The 21,628-nt window shown below is 53.1% G+C and carries 16 protein-coding genes; 15 read left to right on the top strand and 1 reads right to left on the bottom strand.

What is annotated here, in order from left to right:
* Positions 1 to 65: 65 nt before the first annotated feature.
* The 10 genes from AC0LWM_RS11345 (at position 66) to AC0LWM_RS11300 (ending at position 13,711) form a co-directional block, all read left to right on the top strand.
* Entirely contained in the window at positions 66 to 3,065 is a 3,000-nt protein-coding gene (locus AC0LWM_RS11345; RefSeq protein WP_474675044.1) for an extracellular solute-binding protein, read from the top strand.
* Positions 3,062 to 3,955, top strand: a complete 894-nt coding sequence (locus tag AC0LWM_RS11340) for a carbohydrate ABC transporter permease (RefSeq protein WP_474675043.1) — start codon at positions 3,062 to 3,064, stop codon at positions 3,953 to 3,955. Before AC0LWM_RS11345 ends, AC0LWM_RS11340 begins: the two co-directional genes overlap by 4 nt.
* 31 nt (positions 3,956 to 3,986) lie before the next feature.
* Positions 3,987 to 4,847 (top strand): carbohydrate ABC transporter permease, encoded by an 861-nt coding sequence (locus tag AC0LWM_RS11335; RefSeq protein ID WP_474675042.1) that lies wholly within the window; start codon positions 3,987 to 3,989, stop codon positions 4,845 to 4,847.
* 1 nt (position 4,848) lies between these two features.
* On the top strand, positions 4,849 to 6,885 hold the full coding sequence (locus AC0LWM_RS11330) for a YIP1 family protein (RefSeq protein WP_474675041.1): 2,037 nt from the start codon (positions 4,849 to 4,851) through the stop codon (positions 6,883 to 6,885).
* Positions 6,876 to 9,143, top strand: a complete 2,268-nt coding sequence (locus AC0LWM_RS11325) for a DUF5696 domain-containing protein (RefSeq protein ID WP_474675040.1) — start codon at positions 6,876 to 6,878, stop codon at positions 9,141 to 9,143. Before AC0LWM_RS11330 ends, AC0LWM_RS11325 begins: the two co-directional genes overlap by 10 nt.
* A complete protein-coding gene (locus AC0LWM_RS11320) occupies positions 9,140 to 9,988 on the top strand; it encodes a carbohydrate ABC transporter permease (protein ID WP_474675039.1) in 849 nt (282 codons plus the stop codon). The genes AC0LWM_RS11325 and AC0LWM_RS11320 overlap by 4 nt, the downstream gene beginning before the upstream one ends.
* Before the next feature lie 5 nt (positions 9,989 to 9,993).
* On the top strand, positions 9,994 to 10,968 hold the full coding sequence (locus AC0LWM_RS11315) for a carbohydrate ABC transporter permease (protein WP_474675038.1): 975 nt from the start codon (positions 9,994 to 9,996) through the stop codon (positions 10,966 to 10,968).
* Between the two features lie 35 nt (positions 10,969 to 11,003).
* Entirely contained in the window at positions 11,004 to 11,720 is a 717-nt protein-coding gene (locus tag AC0LWM_RS11310) for a ThuA domain-containing protein (protein WP_474675037.1), read from the top strand.
* Between the two features lie 35 nt (positions 11,721 to 11,755).
* Positions 11,756 to 12,808 (top strand): Gfo/Idh/MocA family protein, encoded by a 1,053-nt coding sequence (locus tag AC0LWM_RS11305; protein WP_474675036.1) that lies wholly within the window; start codon positions 11,756 to 11,758, stop codon positions 12,806 to 12,808.
* A 216-nt stretch (positions 12,809 to 13,024) separates the two neighbouring features.
* The gene (locus AC0LWM_RS11300; protein ID WP_474675035.1) at positions 13,025 to 13,711 is read left to right on the top strand and encodes a DedA family protein; all 687 of its coding nucleotides are present in this window, start codon (positions 13,025 to 13,027) and stop codon (positions 13,709 to 13,711) included.
* A 153-nt stretch (positions 13,712 to 13,864) separates the two neighbouring features.
* On the opposite strand, the gene AC0LWM_RS11295 is transcribed toward AC0LWM_RS11300, so the two are convergent.
* Complete coding sequence (locus tag AC0LWM_RS11295) at positions 13,865 to 14,878, bottom strand: ABC transporter substrate-binding protein (protein WP_474675034.1); 1,014 nt, start codon at positions 14,876 to 14,878, stop codon at positions 13,865 to 13,867.
* 215 nt (positions 14,879 to 15,093) lie between these two features.
* Between AC0LWM_RS11295 and AC0LWM_RS11290 the strand changes: the two genes are divergently transcribed.
* The 5 genes from AC0LWM_RS11290 (at position 15,094) to fhuB (ending at position 21,420) form a co-directional block, all read left to right on the top strand.
* A complete protein-coding gene (locus AC0LWM_RS11290) occupies positions 15,094 to 16,104 on the top strand; it encodes a FecCD family ABC transporter permease (protein WP_474675033.1) in 1,011 nt (336 codons plus the stop codon).
* On the top strand, positions 16,097 to 17,101 hold the full coding sequence (locus tag AC0LWM_RS11285) for a FecCD family ABC transporter permease (protein ID WP_474675032.1): 1,005 nt from the start codon (positions 16,097 to 16,099) through the stop codon (positions 17,099 to 17,101). Before AC0LWM_RS11290 ends, AC0LWM_RS11285 begins: the two co-directional genes overlap by 8 nt.
* A gap of 150 nt (positions 17,102 to 17,251) precedes the next feature.
* Positions 17,252 to 18,307, top strand: coding sequence for an ABC transporter substrate-binding protein (locus AC0LWM_RS11280; RefSeq protein WP_474675031.1), 1,056 nt, complete (start codon positions 17,252 to 17,254; stop codon positions 18,305 to 18,307).
* 117 nt (positions 18,308 to 18,424) lie between these two features.
* The gene (locus AC0LWM_RS11275) at positions 18,425 to 19,321 is read left to right on the top strand and encodes an ABC transporter ATP-binding protein (protein WP_474675030.1); all 897 of its coding nucleotides are present in this window, start codon (positions 18,425 to 18,427) and stop codon (positions 19,319 to 19,321) included.
* A 26-nt stretch (positions 19,322 to 19,347) separates the two neighbouring features.
* Positions 19,348 to 21,420 (top strand): Fe(3+)-hydroxamate ABC transporter permease FhuB, encoded by a 2,073-nt coding sequence (gene fhuB / locus AC0LWM_RS11270; protein WP_474675029.1) that lies wholly within the window; start codon positions 19,348 to 19,350, stop codon positions 21,418 to 21,420.
* Positions 21,421 to 21,628 lie beyond the last annotated feature (208 nt).

Below are 21,628 nucleotides of genomic sequence, written 5' to 3'. Positions count from 1 at the left end.
GTTAGAAATAATTAGGAACTATTGATTTGTTCGGCAAAATTTTGATGATATGAGGTTGTGGTCAAGTGACGGCAAAAAAGAACAGGGCCTATATCATTGCCGGTATTTTCGCGATCGCGATTGCTGCCTGCTTGATTGTAGCAAGTCTTAACTCGAACCATGCTTCCGAACAAGTATTGTCCAAAGCCGAGCTTGAACGCAATATCGCGAAGATGGAGGCCTATACGAAGAGTTACGACGAGGACGGCAGTTACTACAGTGTCATGAAGAAGTGGGAAGCGGCAAAAATGCCTGTTCCGAAACGGCGGATCGACATCCCCTTGGCGCAGCTTGGCGGCGGCAAAGTTTACGATAAGTCACGAAGCAACGGTTATGGGAGCGATGTCGTTTACCTGGAATCGAAGGATACGTTAACTTTCGATTTGAACGTCGAAGACGAGGGACTTTATGAAATTTGGCTTGAATATTGCGTGCTGCCGCAATCGGCGATCAACCCGGAGCTTGCCGTCGAAGTCAACGGCGCGAAGCAATACAACGAAATGAACGAATTAAATCTCCCGATCGATTGGAAGAGCGAGGAGAACCGCAAGGTCGATCGTTTTGGCGACGAATTGGCTCCGAAATCGGTCATTGTTTCTTCCTGGAAAAAGTCGGGCCTCGCCGATCCCAATTATTTTTTCGCCGAGCCGCTGAAATTTCAGTTGAAGAAAGGAAACAATCAGGTCCGCATCGCGCTTCGCGAAGGGGCGGTTCTGATCGGAAATATAGCGCTCACCAACACCGACAGCACCGCTGTACCTTATGAAGATTATCGCAAGAGCAGCAAAGGATCGTCGCAAGGCGATTCGGGCAACCGGATCGAGACGATCGAAGCCGAGCATGTTTCCGTGAAAAGCAAGCAAAGCATTCGCGCGAAATATATGAGAGATCCGCAGGTGACTCCGTACGATTACAAACAGCGGGTGCTGAACGTTCTGGACGGTTATTCCTTCGGGGAAAGCGGAGACAGCGTCTCCTATTCATTCGATATCGAAGAAAGCGGATTGTACAATCTGACGTTTAAATATTCGCAGAATGCCAATAACGGCATGCCGACGCATCGAAGAATCGAAATCGACGGCAAAGTCCCTTTTCAGGAGCTGGCGAGCTACAATTTCGACTACTCCGGCGGGTGGGCGAACGAAACGCTTCACGATCCAAGCGGCGTACCTTATGAAATCTACTTGGACAAAGGCAGCCATACGCTCACGCTTTCCATCGACAATGCCAATATGCGAGACATTTACCACGAGCTGCTGGCGACGACACAAACGATCGATTCCATCGCTCAAGATATTAATCGGCTGACCGGGGGCCTCGTCGACAAAAAACGGAAATGGAGAATCGCAAAATATATCCCGGACATTACGACCTATTTGTCCGGAATCGCAGGCAAGCTCGCGGAACAGAAGGATGCCTTGGTCGGGCAAACCCGGAACGAGGATTTACCCGCGATCGGAGAGCTCGCAACGGCCGAGCAGCTGGTGCGCGAATTTATCGACGATCCGGAGGAATTGCCGCATTATATGAGCAAATTCAGCGAAGGGGATTCCTCCGCCTACGGGAAAATCAAATCGGTGCTCCCGATGCTCATTTATAACCCGATGCATCTCGACAAAATCTACGTTCACCAAGGCGGCAACGTACCGGCGCCCAAAGCCGGCTTCGTCTCGAGCACCGTGGAAAGCGCCAAGGCGTTCCTGTACTCTTTTTTCAATAAAAGATACAGCAGATCGGGAGGGGCGGAACCGGATTCCGTCGAGGTTTGGGTGAATCAATCCCGATTATACGTCGACGTCATGCAGCGGATGATCGACGAGGAGTTTACGCCATCAACAGGCATCAAAATCAATTTATCCGTCTTGCCTGACGAAAACAAAATCGTGCTATCGAACGCAGCGGGCAGTACGCCGGATGCGGCCATGGGAATCGGCTACGGAAAGCCGTTTGAACTCGCGCTCCGGGGAATCGTCGAAAATCTTGAACCGTACGAAGGGTTCCATGAGCTTGCGAAAGAGTACAATCCCGGTTCGTTTATCTCTGCGATTTATGACAAGGGCATCTACGGTTTTCCGGAAACGCAGGACGTCAAATTGTTGTTTTACCGCAAGGACATTTTGAAGTTTCTCGGGGAAGAGCCGCCTCAGACGTGGGACGATGTCGTAGGCCTTGTGCCGATGCTGCAAAGATACGACATGAATTTTTATACGCCGCTCGGGTCGAACAATGCGTACAAAGGCTTCGACAGCACGACGCCGTTTATTTACCAATTCGGCGGCCGGTTATATGACGAGACGGGAAGCAAAGCCGTCGTCAATACCGATGGGGCGTATAAGGCGTTTGAATTTATGACCGATCTGTTCACCGTCTACAATATGCCGATCACGACCTCGGAATTTTTCCAGAGCTTCCGCAACGGCATGACACCGGTAGGAATCGGCGATGCGAATACTTATATCCAATTAAAGTATGCTGCGCCCGAGCTGGCCGGCCAGTGGGGCATCCTTCCGATTCCCGGCGTTGCGAATAAAGACGGCGTCATCGAGCGGTGGGACCCGACGTACGGAAGCTCCAGCGTCATCTTCAAGAGCAGCGCAAAAAAGCAGCAGGCGTGGACCTTTATCAAATGGTGGGCAAGCGCCGAAACGCAAAGCGCGTTTTCGTTCAATATTAAAGGCGCCTTAGGCGACAAATTTTTGTACATGACGGCAAACCTCGAAGGATTCAAGAAAAGCGCCTGGCCTTCCGATTCCAAGGACGCCATTCTGGAACAGTGGAAATGGATTCAGGCGACCGGCAGAGTGCCCGGAGATTACGTGCTGGAACGCGAAATCAGCAATGCCTGGAACAAGGTCGTGTTCGGCAAAGAAAATCCGCGGGTTGCCATTGAAAATGCCGTAAAAACAACGAATAGGGAACTGGAACGGAAATTAAAGGAGTTCGGTTACGTGAAGGACGGGAAGTCGATCAAGCCTTATATCGTGCCAACGATCGAAAATATGGAGAATTGGGTGAAAACGGATTGATTTATAAACTGAAAAGGCTGGCGGATTCCCCGTATTTGTTCATATTGCCTTATGCGGCGATGTTTACCCTATTGATTGTGCTGCCGGTCGTGGTCGCAATGGCGATGTCGTTTACTTACTTTAATACGGTCGAGTTTCCGAGTTTTGTTGGCTTTCAAAATTATATCGATTTGTTTACGGGGGATACCGTGTTTTTACAGTACGCGGTATCCAATACGCTGTTATATGCGGTCGCCGTAGGGCCTGTCGGCTACATGCTCGCGTTTTTCCTGGCGTGGATGCTGTCGCAGGTCCCCCATAAGATCAGAACCGTCTATACGGTCATCATTTATTCTCCGTCCGTGACGGGCGGAATCATGATGGCGGTCGTATGGAAGGTGTTGTTCAGCGGGGATCGCAAAGGCTACTTGAACTATTGGCTCATGAATATGGGCATCATCGAGGAGCCGCTGCAATGGCTGCAGTCGCCGAACCTGCTCGTGCCGATCATGATCTTCATCGCTTTGTGGGGGAGCATGGGCGTAGGATTTTTGGCCATGCTGGCAGGGCTGCTGAACATCGACAAATCGATGTACGAGGCGGCTTATATCGACGGCATTCGCAATCGTTGGCAGGAAATTTTCTATATTACGATTCCGTCCATGAAACCTCAAATGCTGTTCGGCGCGGTCATGGCGATCATCGGCACCTTCAATGCGTCGGGTGTGGCGTCGGCGCTTAGCGGAGGTTCGCCCCCGCCTCAATACGCAGGCTGGTTGATCGTCGACCACGCCAACGACTTCGGGTTCGTCCGGTACGAAATGGGGTACGCGTCCGCGGTGACCGTCGTCCTGCTCTATATCGTCGTTTTATTCAACAAGATCAGCTACAAACTATTCGGAGACAAGTAGTCTCCGCACTATATGCCGTGTGGTGAGATGATTGGTTAAAATCAACCCGATTAAATTTCATAAGGATCAACTCGGCTTCCATCTCGTATTGCTCTTGATGTCGCTGTTTTTGACCTTGCCCATCTTGTTTATCGCGAACCATGCGTTTAAGCCGTTTACGGAGCTGTTTGCGTATCCGCCGACGTTTATCGTGAAGACGCCGACATTGGAAAATTTCCGAATGCTGCTTCAATTTTCTTCGGAGTCGGGAATTCCGATGTCGAGATATTTGTTCAACAGCTTGTTCACGACAACGATCGTCATTGTGCTGACGCTGCTCATCAGCTCCCTGGCGGCGTTCGCCTTATCGAAATTGCATTTCAAAGGCAAGCATGCGTTCAACAAAATCAATACGCTCGCCTTGATGTTCGTTCCGATCGCCGTAGCGATTCCGCGGTTTTTGATCATCGAACAGCTCGGCATATACAACACGTATCTCGCCCATATTATCCCCATGCTGGCGATGCCGATCGGCATCTTCCTGCTGAAGCAATTTATGGACCAAATTCCGGACGATCTGATCGAAGCGTCGAAGATGGATGGGGGCGGCAACTGGCGGGTGTATTGGAACGTGATGCTGCCGCTCGTCAAACCTGCGCTCGCGACGGTCGCGATCTTGACGTTTCAGGCAAGCTGGGGCAACACGGAGGGCTCATCCATCTTTATGGATGACGAGTCGCTCAGGACATTGCCTTTTTACATGAACACGCTCATCGGGCAATCGGGCAACATCGTAGCCGGTGCGGGTTTGTCCGCCGTGGTCGGTTTGATCATGTTTGTTCCGAATTTGGTTTTGTTCGTTATTTTACAAAATAAAGTCATGGACTCCATGGCTCATACGGGGATCAAATGATATGAAAAAACGGGGAATACCGAAACCGCTTCGCTGTTTTGCGGCTTTGGTGCTGCTGTATTTCCTTGCGGCGCACGCCGTGGCGGAGGCGGAGACGCCTTATTTCACCTACACGAGCGACAGCGAAGGGAATACGATCCGAACGCAAACCTCTTATATACCGGCCGTGCAAATCAGCGAAATTAACGGCCAGAAGCTGAACACGCCCGAGCACGTCTTTGTCGATGACCGGGACGACGTGTACATTACCGACAGCGCCTTGAACAAAGTTTTTGTGCTGGACCGGAACTACCGCTTTGTCAAAGAACTGGCGAGCGACAAGTTTGCCGCCGTCAAAAGCACGTTCGTCACGGACCAATTCATTTATGTCGTGGACACGTCCAAAAATGAAATCTTCGTATTCGACAAGATCACCTTCGAGCCGGTGCAGGAAATCGGCAAACCGGACTCGCCGATTTTTGCCGAAGGGTACGAATTCAGCCCGACGCATATTGCGGTCGATGTTCGAGGCAATTTGTATGTTCGGGGCACGGGGTCCGTCAACGGCTTGATCATGCTCAACCGGGAAGGGGAATTCATTACGTTCTTCGGCGCCAACCCGATGAAGGTCCCGTTGATCGACCAATTGCGGTCCGTTTTTTTGACCGAAGCCCAGCAATCCAAGATTGAAAAAGTAATGCCCGATGTCCCGAGCAATATCGCGATCGACCGCAAAGGATTTATTTATACGGTAACTTCGTCCGTCGAAACGAATCCGATCAAGAAATTTAACGTATCGGGAAGAAATTATTTCCCGGACAAAATCGTCGGGACGTTCGCCATGGAAAGCGTATGGAGCGGACGGCATAACAACGTTTACGCCCTCAATACCGACGGCTGGATCTTCGAGTACGACGCAAACGGGAACTTATTGTTTTTGTTCGGGGGCAAAGACTTCAACTCCAGCCGTCTCGGTCTGTTGAACCGTCCCGTCAGCATCGCCTCAAATTCCGCCGACGAGTTGATTGTCGTCGACCAAGGGATGAAGCTGATCCAGACGTACCGTTCGACCGAATTCGCCAATACGGTTCATCAGGCGATGGATGCGTATCAGGACGGCGATTACGATAAAAGCCAAAAGCTGTGGGAATATACGCTGAAATTTAATTCGATCTTCGACAAAGCGCATATCGGCTTAGGCGACGCCCTGCTTCGGGATGGGGATGCTGCGGGCGCTTATCAAGAATATACGGATGCCCGATATAAAACCGGCATGTCGGAAGCTTATTGGGAAATTCGCCAAAACTGGCTGACCGATAACCTGGATATTATTTTTCCGATTTTCCTTGCTCTTGTCGTTTTAGGTTATTTGCATAGGTTCCTCAACGGAAAATACGGATACGGGGCCGTCGTCAGACGGAAGCTTGCCGTCGTCAGAAAAGTGAAACTTATCGACGATTTGCTTTATATGTTTACTTTCTTGAGGCGGCCGCTGGAGGGATTTTATCAAATTCAGTACGAGAACCGGGTTTCAAGAGTATCGTCTACGGTCATCTATGTCTTGGCCGTCGTGATGCTGATTTTGCAATATGAATACGCCAGCCGGCTGTTCGTTTCCGGGCAGGGGTACTTCCTGTTCGAATTGTCGATCATCGTTGGGTTTGCCGTGTTGTGGGTGCTGTCCAACTACCTGGTCTGCTCCATCGCGGACGGCGAAGGAAAATTCAGAGACGTATACAACGCGACGGCTTATTCCTTGAGCCCGATGATCGTCATTATGCCGCTGCTGATCATATTCAGCAACGCGTTAACGCTAGAGCAAGCGGTGTTCTACCATTTGCCGGTTCAAGCGATGACGGTCTGGATCGTCGTATTACTATTTTTCAAAATCAAGGACATCCAAAATTACGAAGTGGGCGAAACGGTTGGCGTTATTGTCCGAAGCGCGTTTACGATGCTGATCATCGGCTTGTTCCTGTTCGTCCTGTATTCGATCGGCTACCAACTGCTTGGTTTCGTGCATGATATCGTGACGGAGGCTGGGAAAAGATGGTCGTAAAAAGAATAAAACTCGCAATTGCCGTTCTAATTGTCGCCGCATTAGGCGTGTACCTGTTGTTCAGCCGGGCGGAGAAGGTGGAATACGGCATTGCCGCAGCACAAAGCAACTCCAAAATCATCGTGGTTAACGATTCTCCGGGCCCATGCGCCGAACAAGCCGCCGGCACCGCAATTCCGAGTACGTTCGGAAAGGTGGCCGAGAACGGCCAACTGGAGCTGTATCTCGAAGAAGATAGCGTCGCCATTGCGGTCAAAGACAAGTGCAACGGTTACGCCTGGTTTTCCTACGATGTCGATTTGGATATGGAGAAGGCCGGGTACAGCCCGGATATTATCGGATACATCAAGTCGGGGATTTCGATCGTCACCTATGACAAGTTCAAGCCGGGCCGGCGTACGATACTCGGCGATCAAGCGAAGAAGACATATCAATTTCGGGACGACGGTTTTACTGCGACGATCGATTTTACGAAAGTGCAGCTTAAATTCGACGTCGTGGTTACCCTTAAGCAAGGGGATTTAATCGTCGAGGTCCCTCGCGAAAGCATTCAAGAATACAATCCGGCTTTATGGAAGCCGGGAAACAACGATATTTTGCTTAGCGAGATGATCGTCTATCCGTTTTTCGGCAGCGTTACGCACAAGCAAAACGGCTACGTCGTCATTCCCGACGGCTCCGGAGCAATCGTAAGGCTGGACGAAACCCCGAAATATGCAACAGGGTATTCGGCTCCCGTATATGGCCAAGATTACGGTTATGAAACGACCGCCGCGCTGAATCCGAAACGGATGGCGATCAAACCTTTGGAAAGAGTATCCTTGCCGATTTACGGTTTGATTCATGATGCGGGCCATGCCGGCCTGCTCGTCATCGCGGAAGACGGAGCCGGGTATGCGACCTACAATTACGTGTCGAAAAATTTGCAGACGAGCGATTATCAATCGTATTTCACCTATAACTACCGAACGGCTTACGCCCAGACGCAAAGTCGGGTGAATAAGGGTCAATACGTGCTCGGCTTTCAGGAGCGGCCGAATCAATTCGATCTCGTCCAGCGCTATGTTTTCCTAAGAGGCCCCAAAGCGGATTATGTCGGCGTGGCCAAAGGGTTCCGCGATTATTTGGCCAAAAAAGACGGCCTAAAGAAAAAATCGGAAGCCGCCCGCGACCAAATTCCGATGAAAATCGATTTTATCAACAATGAAGTGACGATGGGGACGCTCGGCACCGAAAATGTGCCCGCGACGAAGTATAAGCAAGCACAGGAGCTGGTCAAGACGTTCACCGACAAAGGCTATCGGAATTTGGACGTTGCCTTCAAGACGTTTGTCCAAGAAGATTACGGCTACCGGTTCAAGGTCATGGATGACCTGGGGGGAGAAGACGCTTTTCAAGAAGCGATCGCCGATTTCGCTTCCCGCAACGTGAAGTTCAGCTATTATGTCGATTATGCCAGGTCCTATTATGAAAAAACGAAGTATACGGCAAGCAAGTTAAACCGGCAGGATATCCAGGTGCTGAACGAGAACAAATCGCTGTACAACTACCTGAACAATCCGAAATACGTTCAATATTTGGCGGAGCGGGACTTGGACGCATTCAAAAAGATCAACATCGATTCGCTCGCTTTGGACGGGCTAACGGAAACTTTGTTTACGCATTACGATCACGGAACGATCGGCTACGCAAACGACGGAATGGCTTATGCGGCACACGCGATCCGGTATTTGAACGATAACGGCATCAGAACGGGCATTTATTCGCCGGATGCTTACCTCTATAAATACGTCAGCGAGTATTACAATACGCCGATCGTTTCTTCGGATCTTGTGTTTATCGACGCGACCGTTCCGCTCATTCCGCTAGTATTGAGCGGTTATGCGGACATGTTTTCGCCTTATATGAACTTTTCGTCCAACGACACCGACTCCATGCTGCGAATGATCGAGTTCGGGGTGTTTCCGTCCTTCGTATTGACGGGCGAATCGACTTATGACATTAAGCGGACCGCATCAAACGACGTCTATGCGTCCGAATATCCTTACTTGAAGGATCGCATCGACTTTTTGTACGCCTCGGTCAACCAAGCTTTGCATGAAGTGTCGGACAGCGAAATGGTGGGCCACACGATCTTGGCGAAGGGTGTCGTTCGGGTTCAATATGCGAACGGCAAAACGATCGTGATCAATTACAATAACGAACCGTACGACGTCGGGAATGTGAAAATTAAACCAAAAGGGTTTGAGATGTTATGAAGAACAAACAAGCGTGGACCGGCGTGCTTTTTATCAGCCCTTGGATTATCGGGTTTTTGGCTTTTGTCGCCTATCCGCTGTATCGGACCGTCTTCATGAGCTTCTATAACGTTTCCTTCGGGTTCAAGTCCGGCTGGAGATACGAGTGGGTCGGCGCGGAAAACTACAAAAGAATACTGTCCGAGGATACCGACTTCGTCATCGAAGCGCAAAATTTTGTCGTCGGCACGCTGCTGAATGTTCCCGTCATTATTGCGTTGTCGATGATTATCGCCGTGCTGCTGAACCAGAAATTACGGGGAAAGGCATTTTTCCGTTTGCTGTTCTTTTTGCCTATCGTCATTTTGAACGGCGAGCTGATGGAAAACATGAACACGTACGGGGGCATGTCGATTACGGCCAACCATTTCATCATGGAAACGATGCGGGCCGTCATTCCGTCGGACAATGTCGTGCTGCTCATCGGCAATCTGTTCGGGCTGATCGTTGAGCTGTTATGGTACAGCGCCGTTCCGATTCTAATCTTCCTGGCGGCGCTGCAGAAGATCGGCAAAGACATGTACGAGGCCGCATCGATCGACGGGGCTTCGCCTTGGACTTCGTTCTGGAAAATCACGTTGCCGACCATCTACCCGATGATCAGCCTATGCGTCATCTATTTGGTCGTTTTCCTGGCGAATTTCGAAGCCAATCCGATCAACGGCATCATTATGGCGTCCAAGTATGACGGCTCCCGGCGCGAAGGATATGCCTCCGCGCTTTCCATCCTGTATTCGGCCGTGCAGATCGTAATGATCGCCGTCCTCTATTACGCAACCCGCAGCAGAAACGAAAAAGGGAGGTGATTCCGATGAACGTGATCTATAGCCGCGTCAGGCAGCAAGTTTTTAAATATACCCCGTCAGTGAAAAGAGTATTTTTCGGGATGCAGATCAGCGATGGCCTGGTGTATCATGCGGCGGCTTATGCGATTTTGACCGTATTCGGATTCGTGTTCTTGTTTCCGCTGCTGTATATGCTCTCGACCAGCTTCATGTCCAACCTGGACTTGGCCGATACGACCGTCGAATGGCTGCCGTCCGGCCTGTATACGTTTAACTATGAAATGACGTGGAAAGCGCTGAAGCTGCCCGGCTCTTACGTGACGTCGATCGCGGTGGCGGGGGCTACGCTGCTGTGCGTTATCCTGTCCTCCATGCTGGTCGGGTACGGCTTGGCGCGCTTCCAGTTCAAAGGCAAAAATATCGTGTTAATCTTGCTCCTATTTACGTACATCGTCCCGAAAACGTTATTTTTCATCCCGAGATTTCAAATCTTCATGGAGCTCGGGCTGAAGGGCAATATCGGGGCGCTGCTTGTCCCGGCGTTAACCGGACAGGCGGAGCAGGCATCGCTATTTATCCTGATCTTCTATCAATTTTTCAAAATGATTCCGAAGTCGCTGGAGGAAGCGGCCTACATGGACGGAGCGGGGGCGATAAGGACCTTTTGGAAAATTGCGATTCCGATGGTCGGGCCCGCTTTTATTATCGTTGGCGTATACGGGTTTTCGATCTATTGGAATGAAACGTTTTTGACCTCATTTTACTTGGACGGCAAAATCCAGACGATTCCGATGCTGCTCGGCAATTTGCAGGACTCGTTCGGCTCGGCGGTTACGGCCAGCAAGGCGGGCGATGTTAGCAAAAATCCGAATTTGAGCTATACGGAAGCGAAGGCGTTTGCGGGGACGTTGTTATCCATTATCCCGCTGACGGCCATGTATTTTGTCGTTCAGAGATGGTTTGTGGAAAGCATCGATAAATCGGGCATTACCGGCGAATAAAGCGCCGCGCCTACATCATAAGGAGTGTTGTTCAAATGTTGAAAGTAACGGTATGGAATGAAAACCGCCATGAGCGGCAAAACCCGGTCGTACGGGACATCTATCCGGCCGGCATTCACGGCGCGATTGCCGGGTTTTTGGGCGAAGCGGGATTCGAAGTGCGGACGGCGACCTTGGACGAGCCTGAGCATGGTTTGACGGATGAAGTACTGCAGTCTACGGATGTACTCATTTGGTGGGGCCATCTCGCCCATGGGGAAGTCCGGGATGAGGTTGTTCAAAAGGTGCAGCAGCGGGTGCTTGACGGGATGGGGCTGATTGTCCTTCACTCCGGCCACTTCTCGAAAATTTTCAAAACGCTCATGGGCACAAGCTGCGATCTCAAATGGCGCGAAGCCGACGAAAACGAACGATTGTGGGTCGTTGCTCCGGGTCATCCGATCGCGGAAGGCATCGGGGAGTGTATCGATTTGGAGAAAGAAGAAATGTACGGCGAGCATTTTGATATCCCTGCTCCGGAGGAGCTCGTCTTTACAAGCTGGTTCGCCGGAGGCGAAGTGTTCCGCAGCGGCTGCACCTATACGCGGGGGAACGGGAAAGTTTTTTATTTCCGGCCGGGTCATGAGACGTATCCGACTTATTATAATAAGGATATCCAGCGTGTCATCGTAAATGCCGTGAAATGGGCGCAGCCTGTTAAGCGCAATCGTCCGGTATATGGAAATGCGCAGCCATTGGAAAAATTACGCTGAGATCCATCGGCATCATCGAAAGGAGAAAACGGAACATGAACAAGTATCGCATCGGTTTGATTGGGCTAGGCGGGATGGCGCAAGCGCATATCCGGGGGATGGCCGCCGAAGGCCGCTTCGAGGTGATCGCAGCGAGTGATGTAAACGAAGCCGCGCTGGCCAAAGTCGGGGATCAGCTCGGGATCGCCGCGGGCAAACGATATACCGATTTTACGAGGTTGATTCATGATCCGGACGTCGATGCGGTCGTGTCCGTCACCCCGAATCATATTCATGCCGGTATTATCCGGGCGTGCCTGCAGGCGAACAAGCCGTTTATGGCCGAAAAACCGTTCACGCGCGTGTTCCAGGAGGCCGTATCGCTGCTGGACATGTACGAGCGGCAACCGGTACCGGCCATGGTCGGCTTTAGCTACCGTTATACGCCGGCATTCCGTTACGCGAGGGAGCTGGTGCGCGAGGGTAGGCTGGGTACGGTAAGAAGCTTCTCAATCCAGTACTTGCAAGGTTGGGGAGCGGCGCATTGCGGAACTCCTTATGTGTGGCGGTTCGATAAGGAGATTTCCGGAACGGGTACGCTCGGTGACCTCGGCTCGCATATGATCGACATGGCTCGATTCCTGTTCGGCGAATTCGAGGAGCTGTCCGCTCAGCTGCGCACGATCGTACCGGAGCGGCCGGATCCGATAACGGGGGAGCCGGTCAAAGTGGAAGTCGATGACTTCGCAAGCTTCCTTGCGCGGATGACGGGGGATGTCATGGGCGTTTTCCAAACAACGCGCAACGCGGTCGGGTCGGACAATCAGCACGAAGTTTCGATTTACGGAGACACGGGCACGATCCACGCTTCGACGTGCGAGCCGGACCAGCTTGTTTGGATCCGCGAGGAAAAACCGGGCCAGCGCTCGCGAACGATACTCCAAGTGCCGGAACGGTGCAAAGTTTCGCAGCATTCGGACTTTCTGGCGCTGCTGGACGGCGCCGCGCCGGATGGGCTGCCCGGTTTTATGGACGGCTACCGGAACCAGGAAGTGCTGGATGCGATCATCCGATCCAGCGAAACAAGAACGATGATCCGTTTGTCATAAGATTAACAGATAATAAGCTGCCTGAAATCAAAGGCAGCTTTTTTTTGCGCGGCAAGCGGAATTTTTGAAAAATGGTGAAGGCTTAACCCCGGTTCTCGTCGTCTATATATACAAGCGCACAGTCATAAAAGAATATGACTGAATTTACTGACGACAGTCACTACTACAGTATGACTGAAATAAGGTAAGATGGTATATAGAGAAGGCTTGGAGAGGGTGAAGCAAGTGGAGAAAGTATCGCTATTATTCGAAAACTACGGTTATATCGTGTTATTCGTCGGACTTTTACTGGAGTACGTATTTATGCCTTTTCCCGGTGAGCTTGTTTTGAGTTACGCCGGTTTTTTGTCCAATGAAGGCCAGCTGAATTGGATTTTGTGCACGCTGCTCGCGGGCAGCGGCACGATGATCGGCATGACGATTACGTTCGTGCTAGGCAAAAAATTAGGGAGTCCGTTCATCGAAAAACACGGGTCCAAGTTTTTGCTTGGTCCGGAGAAGATGAAGAAGACGACCCGCTGGTTTGAAAAATACGGCAACAAGGTGTTGCTTATCGCTTATTTCATTCCCGGCGTACGGCATTTTACGGGATACTTATCCGGCATTATGGGCGTGTCGTACCGTCAGTTCGCTTTGTATGCATACAGCGGCGCGGCGATATGGGTAGGCACGTTTCTGGCGCTCGGTTATTTTATAGGCCCAGAGTTCAAGCACTTTGAGGGCTACATCCTGGGGTATATACTGAAAGGGTTGTGCGTTATCGCGCCGCTGCTTATCGTCTGGTTCGTGTACAAACGGCTGCGTCCGCGGCTCAAGCAGCTTCGGCAAGCCCAAGTATGGGCTTCGCTGACTGCGGCGGCTTCTTCGGGTATCGTGCTGCTGATCGTGCTGAGCATCAAATAAAAGTAAAGCTAACTTTGCGCAAAACGGATCTCGCTTGAGATCCGTTTTTGGCGTGCGAGCTGATGATGATCGCCAAGCGGATGTTTGCGGAGCATCATTACAACGCCAAAAAGGAGAGGGGATGGGATCATCCGGCCTCTCCTTTTCTACAGGCTAAGCGTTGAATTGTTTCAAAATATCGTCCAGCAGCATGTTCGCCGCTTTGTAGCCGCCCGCGATATTCCAAATGACTTCGTTCACTTGAACGACTTTGTTCGTTTTGGCAACGTTCAAATTTTTGAACAGCGGATCGTCGAGCCATTCTTTGGCGATGTTGTCCGCATCGGAGTTGCCCGGCGTGGAAGAGACGAAGTAGAACATCATATCGCCGTCCATGTCCGGAATACGTTCCTTGCCGAGCGCCTCCATGAACTGGTCTTTATCCTGCGAGGCAGGCCGGGCGAATCCAAGCTGGTTCAGCAGAAGCCCGCTGAACGTATCCTTCTGGTAAATCCGCACGTCCTTCGCCGAAAAACGGACAACCGACACTTTGGCTTTTGTTTTGTCGCCGAGCTTCGTTTTCGCTTCTTCGACGCGTTGATCGAATTGTTGGAGCAGTTTTTCGCCTTCGGATTTTTTGTTCAGCGCATCGGCATAAAGCTCGAAATTGACTCTCCACTTGCCGGCCAAATCCTCCGAGAATACGGTAGGAGCGATATTTTTCAGCTGCTCGTATATTTTTTCATGGCGTACTTTGTTGCCGATAATCAGATCGGGCTTGAGGCTTGCGATCAATTCGATGTTCGGCTGCGTTTCTTCCCCGAGAGGAATGACATCCTTCATATCGTCCTTAATATGATCGTACCAAGGATCGCCCACCCAGGAATTCACCGCGCCGACAGGCTTCACGCCGAGCGCCAGAAGCGCTTCCGTTCCTTCGTTCGTCAGGATGACGACGCGTTGCGGCGTTCCTTGAATGTCCTGCTCGCCCATCGCGTGCTTGATTTTACGCATTTCCCCGGTTTCGCCTTGACTACCCGTATTTTCCGCGGCTGCCTCCGTTTTCTTCTCCCCGGTGCCGGCGGGCTCTTTATTATCCTCCGCGTTCTTCGCTCCGCAGCCTGCGGCAATAAAGGCAGACAGAGCAATCAATGCCATAATTAGCGTGAATCGTTTGAAGCGCAGCATGGTTTCTTGTTTCCTCCCCGATCGGTATGTATTAATAGCATAAAACGTTCATGCCGATAAATGATAATGATAATGATTATCACAAACCCGCAGCCATATTCTACCTTACGTATTTTTCGTTTGTCAATCATTTTATGATAATGAATATCAATATCGTTGACAAAAGATTGCAATTCTCCCTACAATGATACTGAATTCAGGGAGGGGGAGCTGTTGTGGTCCAATTATTGCATACGAACAGAAGCAAGTCGGTCGTACTGACCGCAGGATTCGTTCTGCTTCTCGGTTGTATGCTTGCGAGTGCTTGGTTCGGTTATAGCCGAATTGAATTGAGGATGTTATGGGAGGCCTATACGCAATTTGACGGGTCCAACGAACATATTATCGTGACGACTTCACGCGTTCCGCGGGCGATGATCGCTTCTGCCGTCGGCGCATGTCTTGCGGTCGCAGGCGCATTGATGCAGGCGTTGACGCGAAATCCGCTGGCGTCGCCTTCCGTATTCGGGGTCAACGCCGGCGCGGTGATGTTCATCGTCCTGGGCATTGCCATCGCGGGAGCAAGGCTAAGCATGTCGGGGATGGTTTGGCTTGCTTTTGCCGGTGCGGGATTAACGGCATTGCTCGTTTTCGGGTTAAGCGCCGTCGGCAAAGACGGCTTTACGCCGATCAAGCTGACGCTCGCCGGTTCCGCCGTAGCGGCGTTTGCTTCAGCCGTTACTTCTTGTCTCATGCTGCTGGACAACAGCTCTCTTGAAAAAGCATTGTATTGGCTGGTCGGGTCGATCTCCGGCCGGGAGGCCGGTCATTTGCAATCTGTCGTCCTCTACATGCTCGCGGGTTTGCTCATCGCCATGCTGCTGGCGAGATCCGTGAATTTGCTCGCGATGGGCGACGATATTTCAAGAGGACTGGGCCAGCGGACTTTGCTTGTCAAGGCGGGGGTGGCCGTATCGGTCGTGCTGCTGGCGGGAGCTTCCGTGTCCGTTGCCGGGCCGATCGCTTTTGTCGGAGTCATCATCCCGCATCTTTGCCGGTTTATTGTGGGCGGCGACCACCGGTGGCTGCTTCCGTATTGTGCCGTAGCGGGAGCCGTATTGCTTGTGGCGGCGGATACCGCGTCGCGTTTTATCCTGATGCCGAAGGAAGTTCCCGTCGGCGTGATGACCGCATTGCTCGGCGTGCCGTTCCTCGTTCATGTCGCCAGAAGGAGAAGCCATGATTAATATGAAAAATCGTCGTATTGCCATCGCCTTCATATTGTTCATGCTGTTAATCGGCTTGGCGGCAACAAGCGCGTCGCTTGGCAGCATCCGTATTCCCGCCGGCGAGCTTGTTCGCATCCTTGTTGGCGGGGGGGAGGATACATACCGGCTGATCGTGATCGATCTAAGGCTGCCGCGAATCGTTGCGGCGATACTCGTCGGGGCGGCTTTGGCCGTTTCCGGCGCCGTTCTGCAAGGCGTTATCCGCAACCCGCTCGCTTCGCCCGATCTGCTGGGCATTTCCGGAGGAGCTTCGGTCGCCGCATTGGGATTCATGACGCTGTTCGCAGGACGATTCAGCATTCACTTCGTACCGTTCCTTGCGATCGCAGGGGCCTTTGTCGCGGCATTTACGATCTACTCGCTTGCTTGGAAGAGAGGCGTTTCCCCGTACCGGCTCGTATTGATCGGAATCGGCATCTCGACCGCGATGGGCGCGCTAACTACGTTTATACTGATCAGCGGCCCGTCTTATTTGGCATCCCAGTTGCTCGGCTGGATGACCGGTACCGTTTACGGCACTTCGTGGAAGCATGTAGCGGCACTAGCTCCGTGGGTCGCATTGTTTATTCCGCTTGCGATGTCGCGTTCCAGAGAACTGAACGTTCAAGCCTTGGGCGATAGCGCCGCGATTGGACTCGGCAGCGCAATCCAGAGCAGCAGGCTGCTGCTTATCGTATATTGCGTAGCGCTCTCCGGCGCTTCCGTCGGCATAGCCGGCACGATTTCGTTTATCGGACTCATGGCGCCGCATATGGCGCGCAAGCTCGTTGGTCCGACGCACGGCATCCTGCTCCCGGTATCCGCGATTATCGGAAGCCTCATCCTCGTAACCGCGGACTTGCTGGGCCGGTTGCTGTTCGAACCGCTCGACATTCCGGCAGGCGTATTTACGGCAGGCATCGGGGCACCGTTTTTCTTATTCCTGCTATTCCGCGGGAGGAAGGCGAATCGATGACAATGGTGAAGATGAAACATTGACAATGATGTGAACGATAATGATTATCATTGACAATCGCGCGTCGCTTGGTTATGATTTTTCACAGTTAATGATAATCATTATCAATAAAACGGTTGATGGAGCCGTACATCATTGGAGGAAGTTATTATGAGACGTTTGTCATCAAAATGGTTCATGCTGATCATTGTCTGCATGCTGGTCGCCGTTACCGGCTGCGGCAAATCGGAATCCGGTCAAGACACTTCGGGAACGGATCCAAAAACCGAAACGGGCGATTCGACCGTAAAAACGGACGGAACAACCGAAACGAATGCCGCATCCGAGGATACGGTTCGGGTCGTGAAACATGTCGGCGGCGAAGCGAAAATCAAAGGAACGCCAAAACGTATCGTAGCGATCGAATGGTCCAATATTGAATATGTGCTTGCGCTTGGCGTTCAGCCGGTCGGCGCGGCCGATATCGCCGGGTTTAAAAAATGGGTGAATACGAAGACGGAATTGGCGGCCGACGTAACCGACATCGGAACGCGCCAGGAGCCTAACCTCGAAGCGATTATGGCGCTCAAGCCGGACCTCATCCTGACGGATATCGATACAAACAAAGCGATTTACGATAAATTAAGCGGCATTGCTCCGACGGTCATGACGGAGATGTTCCCGAAGCAAGCCGGAACGAATCAGTTCGAAACGATGGAACGCGACCTGAAGCTGACGGCCGAGGCTTTGAACATGCCGGATGCCGCCCAGAAGGCGCTGGACCGGATGAATGCGGCGTTCGATAAGGCGAAAGAAGAACTGAAGGCCGCCGGCAAAGAAGGCATGGAATACGTATTGACCCAAGCTTTTACGTACAATAACGCCGTAGGCTTGCGGTTGTTCCTGGACAATGCGGTTACCGCGCAAGTTCTGAACAAAATCGGTCTGAAGAACGCGTACACGTCCGATAAGTTCGAGCAATACGGATTTACCACGACGACGGTCGAAGCTTTGCCTGCCGTGCAAAAAGCAAGCCTGCTGTACATCGTGCAGGACGACGACAACGTATTCGAAAATCAATTGAAGGATAACCCGGTATGGAAAGGCCTTGATTTTGTCAAAGAAAACCGGACTTACGCTCTGGGCGGCGATACTTGGACGTTCGGCGGTCCGCTTTCGGCGGAAGTTTTGGCTGAGAAGGCTGCTGCTGCGATAACGAAAAAATAGCTGTTTCTCCATTGACATTGTCACTGATAACGATTATCATTACTATAGTTAATCATTGATAATCGTTATCATTATCGTGCCGGAACATGCTGTCCGGCGTCCAGAGGGGGAAGCGACATGAGTCGTTTACATACGAAACAGTTGGATATTGCTTATGAAGAACGCTTGATCGTCCAGGATCTGAACGTATCCATTCCAGATCATCGGATCACCGCGCTAGTCGGCGCGAACGGGTCCGGTAAATCGACGATCCTGAAGACGATGGCCCGCATCATGAAGCCGAAGGGCGGCGGCGTCTTCCTCGACGGCAAATCGATTCATCAGCAATCGACCCGCGATGTGGCGAAAAGCTTGGCGATTCTGCCGCAAAATCCGGTCGCACCCGACGGACTCACGGTCAGCGAGCTTGTATCGTATGGGCGGTTCCCGCATCAGCGCGGCTTCGGCACGCTGAAGCCGGAAGATAAAGATATCGTAAGATGGGCGCTTGAGGTAACCGGGATGAGCGATTTTGCCGATCGCCCGGCCGACCAGCTGTCCGGCGGCCAGCGTCAACGGGCCTGGATCGCAATGGCACTCGCCCAGCAAACGGACATTTTGTTCCTGGACGAACCGACGACTTTCCTTGATATGGCGCATCAATTCGAGGTTTTGAAGCTGCTCCGCAAGCTGAACGAAGAAGAAGGCCGCACGATCGTGATGGTCGTTCACGATTTGAACCATGCCTCCCAATACGCCCACCATATCGTTGCGATCAAGCGAGGTGTCGTGTGCGGCGAAGGCGCTCCGCAGAACGTGTTGACGCACGAGCTGCTTCGCGAGGTATTCAATGTCGAGGCCGATATCGTGCCGGACCCGCGGACGGGAATGCCGCTGTGCATTCCGTACGGATTGGCAAGCGATCGGGCGAAGCAAGAAGCGGCTAAGGAAGACGGCAAATCCGGCGTGGCTGCCGCGGCAACTGCAACAACGAATAAACAGGACGACCGCGCGCCGGTCGCCGCGAACGCATAGATATTACGTTTTGGAGGGCCTTTCACATGATGAGTTCCGTAAAAAGCCAGGTTGACGCCAAGTCGGCCTGGCTTCCCTTTTGGTTATCGGGGTTATTGATATACGGCGGAGGTATCGCTCTCCTTCTGCTGCTCATGATGATTCATATTACGCAGGGGGAAGCTGGCTTGAAGTTCAGCACGGTCGTCGATGCCGTGTTTGCTCCCGCGGACCTGGCGGAGCATCATATCGTCCGGACGCTCCGCATGCCTCGTGCGGTGATCGGCGTTATCGCGGGCGCCGCGCTGGCCGTTTCCGGGGTGCTGCTCCAGACGGTGACGCGCAATCCGCTGTCGTCGGCAGGAACGCTTGGCATTAATGCGGGGGCTTATTTTATGGTGGTTGCCGCCGTTATTTTTGCGCCGAAGCTGGCTTCCGGTTATTCCGTGTTGCTCGCGTTGGCCGGGGGTATCGCCGCGGCGCTGCTGTCGTATGCGCTTGCCGGAGGCAAATGGGCGACCCCTGTCCGGATGGCGCTGGCCGGAACCGTTGTCGGCATGGCATTATCCGCGTTCACGGGAGCGCTGCAAATGATGTTCTCGAACGAAACGAGCAAGCTGTTCCTGTTTGGTGCGGGTTCTCTCGTGCAGAACGATTGGAGCGGCGTCACGTTCGCATGGCCTTGGGTCGCGGGTGGCATCCTGCTGTCCGTCTTCCTCTCGCGGGCACTTGATTTAATGGAACTGGGCGAGGAGGTGGCCAGCTCGCTTGGGCAGCGTGTCGGCCGAACCCGGTTCGCGGGCCTTGGGCTTGCCGTGCTGCTCGCCGGCATTACGGTCAGCGTTGTCGGGCCGATCGGCTTCGTCGGCTTGATCGCGCCGCATCTGATGCGGCTTCTGGGGTATCGCCGCCATCTGAAGCTCATCCCTGCCGCGGCGATCTGGGGGGCCATCGTCGTCGTGGGCGCCGATGCGCTGGCCCGGATGTTTACGAACCTTGTCGGCGAGATGCCCGTAGGCGCCATGACCGCCGCTATCGGTGCACCGTGGCTGATCTGGCTTGCCTATCGCGCCGGACGGAGTGGCAAGGACGTGCCGAAGTCGTCCGGTGCGTCCACGGGGGCCCTGTCGCGCAAAGTCCCGTTCCCGGTTTTGGTCGCGGCCTGCGGCGTTCTGCTTGTCGTTGCCGTCATTGCCGGATTAGCTCTCGGCGGCATCAAGATCAGCGTCTCGGAATTATTCGCCGTGTTCTTCGGAAGCGGGCCCGATATGGCGAGGAACATCATAATGGACCTGAGGCTGCCTCGCCTGCTCGTTGCCGCGTTCGCGGGAGCCTCGCTGGCTGTGAGCGGGCTGCTGCTGCAAGGCGTCGTCCGCAATCCTCTGGCCGATCCGTCGATCGTCGGCGTGACGGCGGGTGCCGGCTGCGGGGCGCTCTTGATGATCGTGGTTTGGCCGGAGCTGCCTGTCGTGATGCTGCCGATCGGCGCATTCGTCGGAGCTGTGCTTGCCGCCGCCATCGTCTACATGATCGCGTGGCGGACCGGGCTGCAGCCTGCCGTACTCGCACTGGTGGGGATCGCCGTATCCGCGTTCGGTTCGGCCGGCATTCAGCTGCTTGTCATTAAGGCTCAGATGTTCGCCGCCGCGGCGTTGGCCTGGCTGTCAGGCACGACGTATGCACGAGGCTGGGAGGAGCTGTCCCGGCTGCTTCTATGGCCGGCACTGCTGCTCCCGCTTGCTTGGTATTACGCGCGCAAGCTGGACGTGTCGGGCTTCGGCGACGAAGTCGCCACGAATCTCGGGCTGCAGGTGAACCGTACGCGGTTGGTGGGCGGCGTCATCGGCGTCGCTTTGGCGGCCGCATCGGTAGCGACGGTCGGGACCGTCGGCTTCGTCGGTTTGCTCGCACCGCATGCTGCGCGCATGCTTGCGGGGCATAACCATCGCCGCCTGGTCATTCTGTCGGCACTGCTCGGCGCCTGTCTGCTCGTGCTGGCCGATGTGGTCGGCCGGATCATCCTCATTCCGAAGGATATTCCATCCGGGCTAGTCGTTGCCGTGCTTGGCGCGCCGTATTTCTTATGGCTGATGCGATCGTCTTCGCGCGCGAAAGGATAGCGCAGGCGGAAGGAAATGGGCGAAGGTTGCGTCATCCGCGCTAAATATTCATTATGTGGCTGTGCCGCCAAACCAACACAAGAAGCCCCGCGATACCGGCCGAGAGGTCCGTTTCGCGGGGCTTTGAAGTTGCAGCGATGCGGCCGGACACCGTTCTGTAGGGTCTAGTTGTAATCGCGATATGGTCGAGCGCTGAACTGCCGGGACT

The sequence above is a fragment of the Paenibacillus sp. sgz302148 genome (assembly GCF_056120465.1).
This window is presented reverse-complemented; position numbering and strand designations above follow the sequence as displayed.